Annotated in this window: 12 protein-coding genes; 2 read left to right on the top strand and 10 right to left on the bottom strand. The window is 63.4% G+C overall.

Features of this window, described 5'->3' with window-relative positions; genetic code table 11:
- Positions 1–22: 22 nt before the first annotated feature.
- A complete protein-coding gene (locus IGS58_RS00565; protein WP_070281775.1) occupies positions 23–604 on the top strand; it encodes a DUF4369 domain-containing protein in 582 nt (193 codons plus the stop codon).
- Between the two features lie 186 nt (positions 605–790).
- Here IGS58_RS00565 and mmsB read toward each other — a convergent pair whose 3' ends face one another.
- Genes mmsB through IGS58_RS00540 form a run of 5 tightly spaced genes read right to left on the bottom strand, consistent with a single transcriptional unit; the run spans position 791 to position 6,316 of the window.
- Entirely contained in the window at positions 791–1,693 is a 903-nt protein-coding gene (mmsB, locus tag IGS58_RS00560) for a 3-hydroxyisobutyrate dehydrogenase (protein ID WP_034778800.1), read from the bottom strand.
- Positions 1,694–1,720: 27 nt separating this feature from the next.
- Positions 1,721–2,863: an enoyl-CoA hydratase/isomerase family protein gene (locus tag IGS58_RS00555; protein ID WP_230520400.1), complete on the bottom strand. Its 1,143-nt coding sequence runs from the start codon at positions 2,861–2,863 to the stop codon at positions 1,721–1,723.
- Entirely contained in the window at positions 2,856–3,641 is a 786-nt protein-coding gene (locus IGS58_RS00550) for an enoyl-CoA hydratase (RefSeq protein WP_230520399.1), read from the bottom strand. Before IGS58_RS00550 ends, IGS58_RS00555 begins: the two co-directional genes overlap by 8 nt.
- On the bottom strand, positions 3,638–4,798 hold the full coding sequence (locus IGS58_RS00545; RefSeq protein WP_070254718.1) for an acyl-CoA dehydrogenase family protein: 1,161 nt from the start codon (positions 4,796–4,798) through the stop codon (positions 3,638–3,640). The genes IGS58_RS00550 and IGS58_RS00545 overlap by 4 nt, the downstream gene beginning before the upstream one ends.
- Before the next feature lie 9 nt (positions 4,799–4,807).
- Positions 4,808–6,316: a CoA-acylating methylmalonate-semialdehyde dehydrogenase gene (locus IGS58_RS00540; protein ID WP_034778805.1), complete on the bottom strand. Its 1,509-nt coding sequence runs from the start codon at positions 6,314–6,316 to the stop codon at positions 4,808–4,810.
- 157 nt (positions 6,317–6,473) lie between these two features.
- On the opposite strand from IGS58_RS00540, the gene IGS58_RS00535 reads away from it, so the two are divergent.
- A complete protein-coding gene (locus IGS58_RS00535) occupies positions 6,474–7,859 on the top strand; it encodes a short-chain fatty acyl-CoA regulator family protein (protein ID WP_230520398.1) in 1,386 nt (461 codons plus the stop codon).
- On the opposite strand, the gene IGS58_RS00530 is transcribed toward IGS58_RS00535, so the two are convergent.
- From IGS58_RS00530 to IGS58_RS00510, 5 genes are read right to left on the bottom strand one after another with little or no spacing between them, the layout of a single operon-like run.
- The gene (locus IGS58_RS00530; protein ID WP_230520397.1) at positions 7,856–8,917 is read right to left on the bottom strand and encodes an adenosine deaminase family protein; all 1,062 of its coding nucleotides are present in this window, start codon (positions 8,915–8,917) and stop codon (positions 7,856–7,858) included. The two genes, IGS58_RS00535 and IGS58_RS00530, sit on opposite strands and share 4 nt — an antisense overlap.
- A gap of 24 nt (positions 8,918–8,941) precedes the next feature.
- Positions 8,942–9,886, bottom strand: a complete 945-nt coding sequence (locus IGS58_RS00525) for a nucleoside hydrolase (RefSeq protein WP_230520396.1) — start codon at positions 9,884–9,886, stop codon at positions 8,942–8,944.
- 19 nt (positions 9,887–9,905) lie between these two features.
- Positions 9,906–10,937 carry an ABC transporter ATP-binding protein gene (locus tag IGS58_RS00520; RefSeq protein ID WP_034778812.1) on the bottom strand — a complete coding sequence of 344 codons (1,032 nt, stop codon included), beginning with the start codon at positions 10,935–10,937 and terminating at the stop codon, positions 9,906–9,908.
- Positions 10,938–10,950: 13 nt separating this feature from the next.
- Positions 10,951–11,730 carry an ABC transporter permease gene (locus tag IGS58_RS00515; protein WP_034778814.1) on the bottom strand — a complete coding sequence of 260 codons (780 nt, stop codon included), beginning with the start codon at positions 11,728–11,730 and terminating at the stop codon, positions 10,951–10,953.
- Positions 11,727–12,566 carry an ABC transporter permease gene (locus IGS58_RS00510; RefSeq protein WP_070254722.1) on the bottom strand — a complete coding sequence of 280 codons (840 nt, stop codon included), beginning with the start codon at positions 12,564–12,566 and terminating at the stop codon, positions 11,727–11,729. Before IGS58_RS00510 ends, IGS58_RS00515 begins: the two co-directional genes overlap by 4 nt.
- Positions 12,567–12,572: the final 6 nt, after the last annotated feature.

Here is a 12,572-nt window from a genome sequence, read left to right as displayed (position 1 = left end):
CACCTATTTTTTGGAGAAATACATGAAGTTATCCTGCTTGCGCCCTATCGCCGCACTGCTGCTGACCTTGGGACTGGCCGCTTGCGGCGGCAAGGCCTCGTATGATGTCAGCGGCACGATCTCAGGCTTGAACAATGAAGGACTGATCCTGGTCAATAGCGGCGACTCCCTGCCGGTTCCTGCGGGGAAAACAGCGTTTACCTTTGCCAAGCGCATCGACTATGGTACCGACTACAACATCACCATCCAGCAGCAACCGGCGCACATGACTTGCAGCATCAGCGGTGGTTCCGGTTCGGCTGGTCATTACCTCACTATCAGCGCCGCTGTTGCTTGCGCGCAAAACAGATATACCGTGGGTGGCACGATTTCCGGCCTGACGGTGGATGGTCTGGTGCTGATTAACGGTAGTACAACAACAACAGTGGTCAAGGACTCCACGACCTTTACCATGGCCGGCTCCGTCGCCTATGGCGATACCTATGGCGTCAGCGTCTCCGTGCAGCCGAAGGGTCTGCTGTGCGTCGTACAGCCGGGCACAGGCGGCGGCACCATGGGCGAAGCGAATGTGACATCGGTAAAGGTCGCCTGCAATCCGGCCTAAGTTGCGGCAACGGTAGCCGCCAGGCGGCTACCGGGAAGAGATATCATGAAAATCTATATTTGATATTCAAAATATAAATTGGAGTTATATGTGGCGATGCAGCATAATGCATCTGTCTCCTCCAACTCTTCCAAGAATTGGATTTAGCCCGCTTTTACCAGCGGGCTTTTTTTTGCCCAAAATTCCTCAGGCAGGCTTGTTCAAGCCCGGCTGCAGCATTTGCACGATGCTGGAGAAATCCTGCTGCGCATAACCGGCTTGCGCATGCATCTGGTACAACTGGCGCACCAGACCGCCCAAGGGCGTGGGCGCATTCGCCGACAGGGCCGACTGCTGCGCCAGGCCCAGGTCCTTCAGCATCAGCGCCGTGCCGAAGCCGCCAGTGTAATTGCGCGACGCGGGCGTACCGTCCATGACACCGGGCCACGGGTTGTACACTTCCAGGGTCCAGTTGCGGCCCGAGCTCTTGGCCATGATGTCGGACAACACTTTCGGGTCCAGGCCATGCGCCACGCCCAGGTTCAGGGCCTCGGCCGTACCGGCCATCAAAATACCCAGCAGCATGTTGTTGCAAATCTTCGCCACCTGGCCCGCACCCGCCTCGCCCGCATGGAAGATATTCTTGCCCATCTTCTCCAGCAAAGGCCGCGCCTGCTGCAAGGCCGCTTCGCTGCCACCGACGATGAAGGTCAGGGTACCGGCCGCCGCGCCCGCCGTGCCGCCCGAGACGGGCGCATCGATCATGGCAAAGCCGCGTTCGCTGGCCGCCTGCGCCACCTGACGCGCCACATCGGCGGCGATGGTGCTGCAATCGATGAACAAGGCGCCCGGCTTGGCCGAGTCCAGCACGCCACCGGCCGCCAGGTACAGCTCCTGCACGTGCTTGTTGGCCGGCAGCATGGTGATGACGGCGTCGGCCGTCTGCACGGCCGCGCTGGCGGACGCCGCCGCCGTGGCGCCCGCCTCGACCAGCGAAGCCACTGCCGCTGGCGCCAGGTCGAACACGGACACGTGGAAGCCGGCAGCCACCAGATTGCGGGCCATCGGCGCGCCCATGTTGCCCAGGCCGATAAAAGCGATATGTTGCATGGTAAAAGTCTCCAGTTATTCTTTTATTTAATGTAGATCCGCCAATGGATGCTGTGTCCACGGCGCCGCAAAATACTCGTCCAGATACGCTGCGCTGACGTCGGCCAGGCTGGCCGGCTGCCACTGCGGCGCGTTGTCCTTGTCGATCAGCAGGGCGCGCACGCCTTCGCGGAAATCGGCATGGGCGCAGCATTGCACGGCAACGATCAATTCCAGCTGGAACACTTGCGCCAGGCTCAGATGGCGTGTGCGTTCGCGCATGGCCCACACCAAAGCGGCCGAAGTGGGCGCGCCCTTGTCCAGCGAGTGGGCCGCCTTTTGCAGCCAGGCCGAATCGCCGTCATACGCGGCAATGGCGGCCACCACTTCAGGCAAGGTGGGCGCTTGCGTCAAGGCGGCGATGGCGTCGAAGTTGGCGCGCACTTCGGAGACGGGCAGCACCGTCGTTGGCGCCGACAAGCCGCGCAGCAAACGGTCCAGCTGTTCGCTGTTCGCCTGCGGGCTGGCTTGCCATTGCGCCAATGCCAGCGCGTCGAGCACCATGGCGCGCTCTTCCTGGCGCAGGAAATAGTCGCCGAGACCCGCAAACAGGGCATCGGCCGCGTTCAATGGCGCGCCCGTCAAACCCAGGAACAAGCCGCTGCGTCCCGGCATGCGGCCCAGGAACCAGCTGCCGCCCACGTCGGGAAACAGGCCAATCGTAATTTCCGGCATGGCGATGCGCGTGCTTTCCGTCACCACGCGGTGGCTGGCGCCGGCCATCAGGCCCAGGCCGCCGCCCATGACGATGCCACCGCCCCACACCAGCAGCGGCTTTGCATAGGTATGGATGCGGTGGTCGAGCCGGTATTCCTCGGCAAAGAAGGCCAGCGCCTGCGGGTTAGGCACGACGCCCGGCTGCTCGACGATGGCCGTGCGCAGGCTGCGCACGTCGCCGCCCGCGCAGAAAGCCTTGTCGGTCGACGATTGCAGCACCACGCAGGCGATGGCAGCGTCACTGGCCCAGCGCACGAGAGCGCCATCGATGGCGCGGATCATGTCCAGGGTCAATGCATGCAAGGACTTTGGCGCATCGAGGGTGATGACGCCCAGCTTCATGCCGCCGGGACAGTCGCGTTCCTCGATTTTCACAGTTTCAATCAGGGTACTTTCAGCCAAGGTTTCAGCCATTGCGCCACTCCGCCGGACGTTTTTCCAGGAACGCTTGCACGCCTTCTTTCTGGTCTTGCGTATCGAACAGGCCCAGGAACAGGGTGCGTTCATCGGGCAGGGAGTTGACCAGCGGATGGCTGCGGGCACCCTGGATCAGGGTCTTGCATGCCGTCACGCTGCTGGGGCTTTGACGGGCCACCTTGGCGGCCAGGGCCAGCGCCGTGGCGGCAGCCTTGCCGGTTGGCACGACTTCCTCGACCAGGCCGATAGCCAGCGCCTTGGCCGCATCGACCCGTTCGCCACATAAAATCATGCGCTTGGCCCAGCCTTCGCCCACCAGCCACGGCAAGTGCTGCGTGCCGCCCGCGCACGGCAGCAAGCCGACGGACGCTTCCGGCAAAGCCATCTGCGCATGTTCTTCAGCAATACGGATGTCGCAGGCCAGCGCACATTCAAGCCCGCCGCCCATGGCATAGCCATTGATGGCGGCGATGCTGACGCCGCGAAACGCGGACAACGCCTCAAAAGCTTCGCCAAACGCGGCGGCCATGGCGAACGCCGTGTCCTTGTTGCCATCAGCAAACACTTTCAGATCGGCACCGGCCGAGAAGAACTTGGCGCCGCCGCCCGTGATCACGAGAGCGTACACGTCCGGGTCGGCATTCAGGTCGGCCACCAGTTGCGTCATCGCGTTCAGGCTGGCCTGGGTCCACGTATGGGCGGGCGGGTTGTCGAGCGTCACCAGGGCCGTATGGCCATGGCGTTCCAGCAGCAAATTTGTATACACTTTGGTCATCGCAGATTCTCCGTGGCGCCGTCTTTCAAGATCGCTCGCGCGACGATCAGGCGCATGATTTCATTCGTCCCTTCCAGGATCTGATGCACCCGCGTATCGCGCACGTGGCGCTCGAGCGGATACTCGCGGATGTAGCCATAGCCGCCATGCAATTGCAGCGCATCGTTGGCAACATTAAAACCTACATCCGTGGCGAAACGTTTTGCCATGGCGCAATATGCCGTGGCGTCGGGACTTTCCTGGTCCAGTTTCCACGCCGCAAGGCGCACCATCTGGCGCGCCGCCACCAGTTCCGTCAACATGTCGGCCAGCTTGAATTGCAGCGCCTGGAATTGCGCCAGCTCGCGGCCGAACTGCGTGCGCTCCTTCATGTACGCTTGCGCCCGCGTGAGAGCCGCCTGCGCCGTGCCCACCGAGCACACGGCGATATTGATGCGCCCGCCATCGATGCCCTTCATGGCAATGGCAAAGCCTTCGCCTTCCGCTCCCAGCAAGTTCGCTGCCGGCACTTTCACCTGGTCAAAGCTGATGATGCGCGTGGGCTGGCTGTTCCAGCCCATCTTTTCTTCCTTCTTGCCATACACGATGCCGGGCAGATTGGCCGGCACGGCAAAGGCGGAAATACCGGCCGCGCCTTCGCCGCCGGTTCTCGCCATGACGATCAGCATGTCCGTCTGGCCCGCGCCCGAGATAAACGCTTTCGTGCCGTCGAGTACGTAGAAATCGCCCTCCTTCACTGCCTTGGTGCGCAAGGAGGCCGCGTCGGAACCCGACTGCGGTTCCGTCAGGCAATAGCTGGCCAGTTTCTGGCCGGCGGCCAGGGACGGCACCCATTCGTCGCACAAGGCTTCCTGCCCCCAGCGCGACAGCATCCAGGTAGCCATGTTGTGGATGGTGATATAGGCCGTGGTCGAGGTGCAGCCACCGGCCAGCTCCTCGAAGACGATGGCCGCATCCTGGCGGCTCAAGCCCAGGCCGCCCCAGCGTTGCGGCGTGTAGAGGCCGCAAAAGCCCATCTCGCCCGCCTTGGCGATGGTTTCCACGGGAAAAATCGATTCCGCGTCCCAATGGGCCGCATGCGGCGCCAGTTCGCCTTCGGCAAACGCACGCGCCGCCTGCTGGAACTCGCGCTGCTCGTCGCTCAGTTCAAAGTCCATGCCAGCTCCTTATTTGAGGCTGATGGTGGTATTGACCTTGCCCACCGAGGCCGCGTCCGTGAACCAGCGCTGGGTGATCGTTTGCGTCTGCGTGTAGAACAGCACGACTTGCTTGCCGAACGGGCCCAAATCGCCCAGTTTCGAGCCGCGCGAACCCGTAAAGCTGAACAGGGGAACGGGCACGGGGATGGGCACGTTGATGCCGACCTGGCCCACGTCGATTTCTTCCTGGAAGTAGCGCGCGGCCGCGCCGCTTTGCGTAAACAGCGCCGTGCCATTGCCGTTCGGATTTGCGTTTACCAGGGCAATCGCTTCATCGAGCGTGTCGACTTCGACGACGATCAATACGGGGCCAAAGATTTCCTGGTCATACACGACCATGCCCGGTTTCACGCCGGACAGAATCGTCGGGCCGACGAAGTTACCGTTCGGATAGCCATCGACCTTGACGTCGCGGCCATCGAGGGTCAGCACGGCGCCCTGTTCGATGCCCTTGGCGACCAGGCTGAACACGCGCTCTTTGGCCGCGCACGAGATGACGGGGCCCAGGTCCGGATTGTCCTTGCCCGCGCCCACCGTCAGGGTTTGCGCTTTGGCCGACAATTCCGGCAGCCACTCGCGCGCTTCGCCCACCAGCACGGCCACCGATGCCGCCATGCAGCGCTGGCCGGCGGCGCCGAAACCCGCACCCAGCAGCTGGTTCAGGGTCTGTTCTTTATTTGCATCCGGCAAGACGACGGCGTGGTTCTTGGCGCCCATCATGCATTGCGCGCGCTTGCCGTTCAGGCTGGCGCGCTGGTACACATGCGTGCCCACCTTACTGGAACCGACAAAGGAAATCGCCTTGATGTCCGGGTGGTCGCACAGGGCGTTGACCACATCTTCGCCGCCGTGAATGACGTTCAGCACGCCAGCCGGAATACCCGCCTGCAAGGCCAGGCGCACGAGCTTTTCCGTCACGAGCGGATCTTGCTCCGATGGTTTCAACACGAAGGTATTGCCGCAGGCAATCGCCATCGGGAACATCCACAGGGGGATCATGGCGGGGAAATTGAATGGGGTAATGCCGGCGCACACGCCCAGCGGCTGCATCACGCTGTAGGTATCGACGCCGCCGGCCACGTTTTGCGCATACTCGCCCATTTGCAGGGTGCCGATATTGGCGGCATGCTCCACCACTTCCAGGCCGCGGAAGACGTCGCCTTCCGCATCGAGCAGGGTCTTGCCCTGTTCCATCGTCAAGGTGGCGGCCAGGTCGGCCATGTTTTCGCGGATCAGCTGCTGAAGCTTGAGGAAGATGCGGGCACGCGCGCCGATCGGCGTCTTGCGCCAGGTTTTGAAGGCCCGCTGGGCCGAGGCGATGGCAGCGTTGACTTCCTCCGGCGTGGCGAACGGTACCTTGGCCAGTACTTCCTGCGTGGCCGGGTTGACGACGTCGCGCCAGACGGTGGTCTGGGATTCAACCCACTCGCCGTTGATCAAGAGGGGAACAGTTGGAATAGCGTTTTGCGTGGTCACTCGAAGTCTCCTGGTGTGGGTATAGGTCTGTTTGCATTATTCGCACAATAGCCACCACAAACAAGGCGTGAAAATGCGAGATAATGCAAAGCTGAATCTGTTAATCTGCAAATGTTGTAAATTTGCAGATTCCACAAACCGGGGAAGAGGAAACGCGATGGCAAAGGTTTTCATGGGCGTGCGCCTGCAGCGGCTGCGCGAGGAACGGCGCATGACGCAGGTGGCGCTGGCCAAGTCCCTGGGCATTTCACCCAGCTACCTGAACCAGATGGAACGCAACCAGCGTCCGCTGACGGTGCCGATTTTATTGCGCATCGGCACCGTGCTGGGCGTCGATCCGCAAATCTTTTCCGAACACGACAGCGCCAGCCTGGTGGCCGATGTGCGCGACGTGTTCGGCGAATTGCCCGATGCGCCGCCCACGTCGATGGCGGAACTCAAGATGCTGGTGGAAAACATGCCGGAGCTGGCGCGCTCGATTTTGCTCTTGCAGCGGCGCCACCGGGTCATGGCGGAACGGGCCGATACCCTGGCTGCGCGTCTCGACGATGGTAGCCGCGGCGCCAGTTCGGCGGCCCCGTCCACGGACGAGGAAGTGCGCGAATACCTGAACCGGCGGCAGAACTACATCGATGAACTGGACCGGGCGGCGGAGCTGGTGGCCGGGGAATTCGATCCCGCCCTGCGCACGCTCGATGCGCTGCAAGGCCGCTTGCTGGAGCGCCACGGCGTCAAGGTGCAACTGTCCGATGGCGACGCGGGCATGGTGCGCAAGCACCGCTACGATGCCCAGCAACAGATATTGTGGCTACCCGACACCCTGACGGGCGGCCAGCGCGCCTTCCAGATGGCGGCGCAAATCAGCTTGCTCGAGCACAGCGAGCTGATCGACGCCCTGGTGCTGGCGGCAGGATTCTCCGGTGCAGCCGCGCAAACGAGCGCGCGCCTGGCGTTTTCCAATTATTTCGCCGGCGCCCTGTTGATGCCCTACCAGCGCTTCTTGCAGGCGGCGGAAACGCGCGCCTACGATATCGAGCGCCTGGCACACCAGTTCGGCGTGGGTTTTGAAGCCGTGTGCCACCGCCTGAGCACCATGCAGCGCCCCGATGCGGCCGGGCTGCCGTTCTTCTTCGTGCGCGTCGACCGCGCCGGCAATGTCTCGAAGCGCCAGTCGGCCACGGACTTCCACTTTTCCAGGGTGGGCGGCACGTGTCCGCTATGGATCGTGTACGACGCCTTCAGCCACCCGGGCCAGGTGCTGACGCAAGTGGCCAGCATGCCGGACGGCTGCACATACTTATGGATCGCACGCCAGGTCAGCACGGCGTCGCCGGGCTTCCGCGCTCCCGGCAAGACCTTTGCCGTGGCGCTGGGCTGCGACATCTCGCAGGCTCACCGATTGATCTATTCGAAGGGACTCGATTTGCACGACCCGAGCAGCGCCACGCCGATCGGCACGGGCTGCAAGGTGTGCGAGCGGCAGGCGTGCCCGCAGCGGGCGTTTCCATCCTTGCTGCTGGCGCCGCCGCCCGTATCGGCTTAAGACTCGTCGACCACGCGGGCGCGCAGCGCGTCGAATTCGCGCGTGAATTCCGCGCGCCAGTCGCGCCGCGTGCTCTCGGCTATCCAGGCCGCATCGAGGCCATTCAGCATGAAGCCGCGCATGTCGTCCAGGCCGAAGCCGAATTCGCGCATCATCATCCAGGCGCCCGTCGGCGTCACGTGGTGCAGGGTCGGGTCGTCCGTGTTCGGGTGCAGTTTCAAGCCCAGCTTGGCCATGGCGCGGATCGGGTGATCCAATGCCCAGCGCTCGGGCGCCAGGGTGCGCAGATAGTAGGAATTGGTCGGCACCACCGTAAACACGAGGCCCTGCTCCACGCAGCGCTGCGCCAGTTCCGGATTGTCGACAATCGTGTAGCCATGGTCGACCCGGTCCACCTGCAGTTGCTCGATGGCCGTCGCCACATTCATCCACGGCATGCCGAATTCGCCCGCGTGCGCCGTACATTTGAAGCCGGCCTCGCGCGCGGCGCGGTAGGCTTCGATAAAGAGCTCGGGCGGGCGGTCGTTTTCGCGGTAGTCGATGCCGATGCCGATGACTTCCGGCGCGCGGTGCGCCTTCATCCATTCCACCATCTGCACGGCTTCCGCAGGAGCGGCTTCGCGGTCGATGCTGGGAATCAAACGGCCGATCACGCCGAAATCGCGCTGCGCATCGCGGATGGCGGCCACGATGGCGTCTTGCGCCGCGTCATAGCGGATGCCCGACACGCGCACGGTGCCGGTGGGGTTCCAGAAGAACTCCGCATAGCGCACGCCATGGCCATGCACGTCTTCCAGGTATTCGTAGGCGAGGCAATACAGGTCCGTCGGCGAGACGATCAGGTGCGCGTCGAGCGCGCGCAGCACGCGCAGCACGCCGACGGGCTTGTCGCCGCGCGTATAGAACGCGTCGATGTCCTCGGGGGTGACGACATTGCCCGTCTTGGCGGCCAGCGCGCGGAAAGTAGCCTGGCGCACCGTGCCAAACAGGTGGCAATGCAGCTCCACTTTCGGCATGGCGCGTAAAAACTGTTCAATGCTCAGGGGGGAATTAGACATGAAGCTCGTTTCGTTAAGAGGGAATCAGGCGAGAATGCCGGCCAGGCGCTGCATCAGCAGTTCAATGGCGGCCGGGCCATCGGCCAGCATCGCCACCTGCGTGTTGATGGGGGCGCGGCGCGGCACGCGGAACTCGCACACCGTCATGCCGCGCGTCAGCTCGCCCGTCAATTCGATGGCCACGTGGGCCGGCTGGAACTGGAACAGCTGCGGCGCTTCCAGGTACAGGGCCACCACCGGGTCGTACATCGGCATGGGCACGGAACCGTCGGCGCTACGGATGCGCACATACGCTTCCAGGTAGCCGGCCAGCCGCTGCGCGCGCGGCGTGCCGATGGCGCGCAGCTGCTCCACCTCCAGTTTAGTGACCAGCAGCTGGCGGCACAGGTTCAAGCCGAACATGCGCAGCGGGATGCCGGCCTGGAAGACCTGGGCGGCCGCTTCCGGGTCCGCATAGATATTGAATTCCGCCGCCGCCGTGTGGTTGCCCTGGTCGGTCGAGCCGCCCATCAGGATGATTTCAACGATTTTTTCCGCGATGTCGGGCGCGCGGCTCAAGGCCGTGGCCAGGTTGGTCATCGGCGCGATCGCCATGATGGTGATCTGGCCAGGATGGGCGCGCACGGCGGCGATCAGGGCGTCGACGGCGTGGCCGGCAGCGTCACTGGCCTCGCCGGGCGGCAGGATCTCGCCAGTGGTGGGCATGCCGCTGTCGCCGAGGATGCGCTGCGCCGTTTCGATGACGCCGGCCAGCGGCTCTTCGCAGCCGCGGTAGATGGGCACCGTCAAACCATCATGGGCCTTGATGCGCAAGGCGTTGTCGTAGGTGATGTCGACGGGCGCATTGCCCGCCACCACGCTTACGCCCAGCCACTCGATACCGGGATTGCTGCCCAGGAGCAGCATCGTCAGCCAGTCGTCGAAACCGGGATCGGTATCGAGCCAGATCTTTTTCAAGGCTTGGGTCATGATGGTTTCCATTCAGAAATCAGGCGCCCAGCCACAGGGCGCTGTCGGACGGCAGCACGAAGGACACGGCCGTGCCCTCCCGCCAGGCGGCGCCGCCGGCCGCGCAAATGCCCTTGACCTGGCCCAGCGGCGTTTGCAGCAGGTATTCGACGGTGTCGCCGAGGAAGCCGCGTGCCAGCACGGTACCCGGGTATTGACCGGCCGCGTCGTCGGCCGCGCACACGCGCACCTTGTCCGGACGCCAGCCCAGCACCGTGGTGCCGGCAGCAACGGGAGACGTGTACGGCAGGCTGGCGCCCGCGTGGTGCAGCGCGCCATCGCGGTAGTCGAACAGGTTTTCAAAGCCCATGAAGTTGGCAACGAAGCGTGTCGACGGCGTATTGAAGACGGCTTCCGGTGCGGCCAGCTGCTCGATGCGCCCGCCGTTCATGACGACGATGCGGTCGGACAGGGCCAGCGCTTCTTCCTGGTCATGCGTCACGTACAGCATGGTGATGCCCAGTTCGCGCTGGATGCGGCGCAACTCGGCGCGCATCTGCACGCGCAGCTTGGCGTCCAGGTTCGACAGCGGTTCGTCCAGCAGCAACAGGGCCGGTTCGACGACGATGGCGCGCGCCAGCGCCACGCGCTGCTGCTGACCACCGGACATCTGCGCCGGCAAGCGCGTTTCAAAGCCCGTCAGCCCGACGGCGGCGATCACGGCTTCCACCTTCGTTTTCAGCAGGGCCGGCGCCACCTTGCGCAGGCGCAAACCAAAAGCGATGTTGTCGTATACATTCAGATGCGGAAACAGCGCATACGACTGGAAGACCATGCCGATATTGCGCTTGTTCGGCGCCAGCTTGCCGATTTCGCGGCCGTCGAGCACGATGCGGCCCGACTGCAGCGGCATCAGGCCGGCGATGGCGCGCATGGTGGTGGTCTTGCCGCAACCGCTGGGGCCCAGCAGGGAAATCAGTTCGCCCTGCTCGACGTGCAGGTCCAGGTCTTTCACGGATGTCGTGTTCTTGGCGTAGCCGAGGTTCAGCTTGTGCAGTTCCAGATAACTCATGGTGTGTTGCCTCTTACATGTATTTAGAAATGCCCAGCACCTTCTCGGTCACCATCACGAAGGCCATGGTGAACAAGACCAGCAAGGTCGACAGGGCAGCGATCGACGGATCGAAACTGTTTTCCATATGGCCCAGCATCTCGATCGGCAAGGTGCTGATGCCAGGACCCGTCAGGAACAGCGAGACGGGCACCTGATTGAACGAAGTGACGAAGGCGAGGAAGAAGGCGGCGATCACGGCGTTGCGGATATTCGGCAGCACGATCATGAAGAAGGCGCGCAGGCGCGACGCACCCAGCGTAATGGCGGCATCCTCGATATCCACGCGCAAATTCACCAGGCTGGCATACACCACGCGCACCGAATAGGGAATCAGCAGCGCGATGTGGCCGATCAGCAGGCCCACATACACGGGCGCGTTGATGGTCAGCACCAGGTGGTGCAGCAAGCCCAGCCCGACGAGGATGGCGGGAATGATCAGCGGCGACGTCAGTATCTGACGGATGGCGCCGATGCCCGGCGGCGGCATGCGCGAAAACGCATACGCGACGGGTATGCCCAGCAGCAGCGCGATCACGGTGGCGATCAGGCCGATTTCCAGGCTGGTCTGGAAGGCGCGGCGGAACTCGGGCGCCGACCACACTTCGATGATCCAGCGCAGCGAGTACGACTCGGGCGGGAACGCCAGCGTCTCGCCGCCGCTAAAGCCGGCCAGCACGACGATGGCGAATGGCCCCAGCAGGAACAGGAATACCAGCCATAAAACGGCACGTGAAAACAGGCTTTCTTTCATACGGAACTCCGGCTCGAGGAAATACGTTTAAGGCCGGCATTCACCAGCAAAGTCATGCAGACGAGGATGACGGCGATGACATTCGCCGCGCCAAAATCGCTCTCCACGCTGACCTTCTGGTACAGCAGGGTTTCCAGCATCAGCACCTTGGTGCCGCCCAGCAGTGCTGGCGTCACATAGGCCGTCACGCAGCCCGTAAACACCAGGGTGCCGCCGACGACCAGGCCTTCCTGCGTCAGCGGCAGGGTGACCTTGCAAAACACTTGCCATGGATTGGCGCCCAGGGTGGCGGCAGCCGGCTCCACGTCGCGCGGCAGGTTTTCCAGCGCGCCCGCCAGGGACATCAGCATCAATGGCAGCAGCAGTTGCAGCAGGCCGACAAACACGGCGAATTCGCTGAACAGCAAACGCAGCGGCTCTTCCGTCAAGCCCATGTTGACGAGTGCCGCGTTGACGGCGCCGTTACGGCCCAGCAATACGATCCAGGCATAGGTACGCGCGATCGGCGAGACCATCAGCGGCAGAATCATCATGCCCACCACCAGCCCGCGCCACTTCGGCGACACGCGTGCCACGGCTTGCGCGGCCGGGTAGCCGAGGATGATAGCCGCCAGCGTCACCAGCGCGGCAATGCGCAGGGTGCGCCAGAAGATGGTGCGGTTGAATTCCTGCGAGAAGAATTCGATGAAGCGGTCGACGCCCCACTGCATGCCGTCGCCGACACGGAAGGCGTCGACCAGCAAGGCCAGCACGGGCAGCAGGAAGCAGACGACGATAAAGATCAGCGCCGGCAGGACCAGCAGCAGTCCCAGGCGCTTTTTTGGATCAGCAAACATGGTGTT

It is taken from the genome of Janthinobacterium sp. EB271-G4-7A, from assembly GCF_020858075.1.
GTDB lineage: Bacteria > Pseudomonadota > Gammaproteobacteria > Burkholderiales > Burkholderiaceae_D > Janthinobacterium > Janthinobacterium lividum.
The sequence above is the reverse complement of the archived record's forward strand: the minus strand, read 5'-3'. Positions and strand labels throughout refer to the sequence as shown.

Bases quoted from the DNA above. Each gene is read 5' to 3' on its own strand.
- IGS58_RS00565 (WP_070281775.1), top strand. From the start codon at position 23: ATGAAGTTATCCTGCTTGCGCCCTATCGCCGCACTGCTGCTGACCTTG.
- mmsB (WP_034778800.1), bottom strand. From the start codon at position 1,693: ATGCAACATATCGCTTTTATCGGCCTGGGCAACATGGGCGCGCCGATG.
- IGS58_RS00555 (WP_230520400.1), bottom strand. From the start codon at position 2,863: ATGGCTGAAACCTTGGCTGAAAGTACCCTGATTGAAACTGTGAAAATC.
- IGS58_RS00550 (WP_230520399.1), bottom strand. From the start codon at position 3,641: ATGACCAAAGTGTATACAAATTTGCTGCTGGAACGCCATGGCCATACG.
- IGS58_RS00545 (WP_070254718.1), bottom strand. From the start codon at position 4,798: ATGGACTTTGAACTGAGCGACGAGCAGCGCGAGTTCCAGCAGGCGGCG.
- IGS58_RS00535 (WP_230520398.1), top strand. From the start codon at position 6,474: ATGGCAAAGGTTTTCATGGGCGTGCGCCTGCAGCGGCTGCGCGAGGAA.
- IGS58_RS00530 (WP_230520397.1), bottom strand. From the start codon at position 8,917: ATGTCTAATTCCCCCCTGAGCATTGAACAGTTTTTACGCGCCATGCCG.
- IGS58_RS00525 (WP_230520396.1), bottom strand. From the start codon at position 9,886: ATGACCCAAGCCTTGAAAAAGATCTGGCTCGATACCGATCCCGGTTTC.
- IGS58_RS00520 (WP_034778812.1), bottom strand. From the start codon at position 10,937: ATGAGTTATCTGGAACTGCACAAGCTGAACCTCGGCTACGCCAAGAAC.
- IGS58_RS00515 (WP_034778814.1), bottom strand. From the start codon at position 11,730: ATGAAAGAAAGCCTGTTTTCACGTGCCGTTTTATGGCTGGTATTCCTG.
- IGS58_RS00510 (WP_070254722.1), bottom strand. From the start codon at position 12,566: ATGTTTGCTGATCCAAAAAAGCGCCTGGGACTGCTGCTGGTCCTGCCG.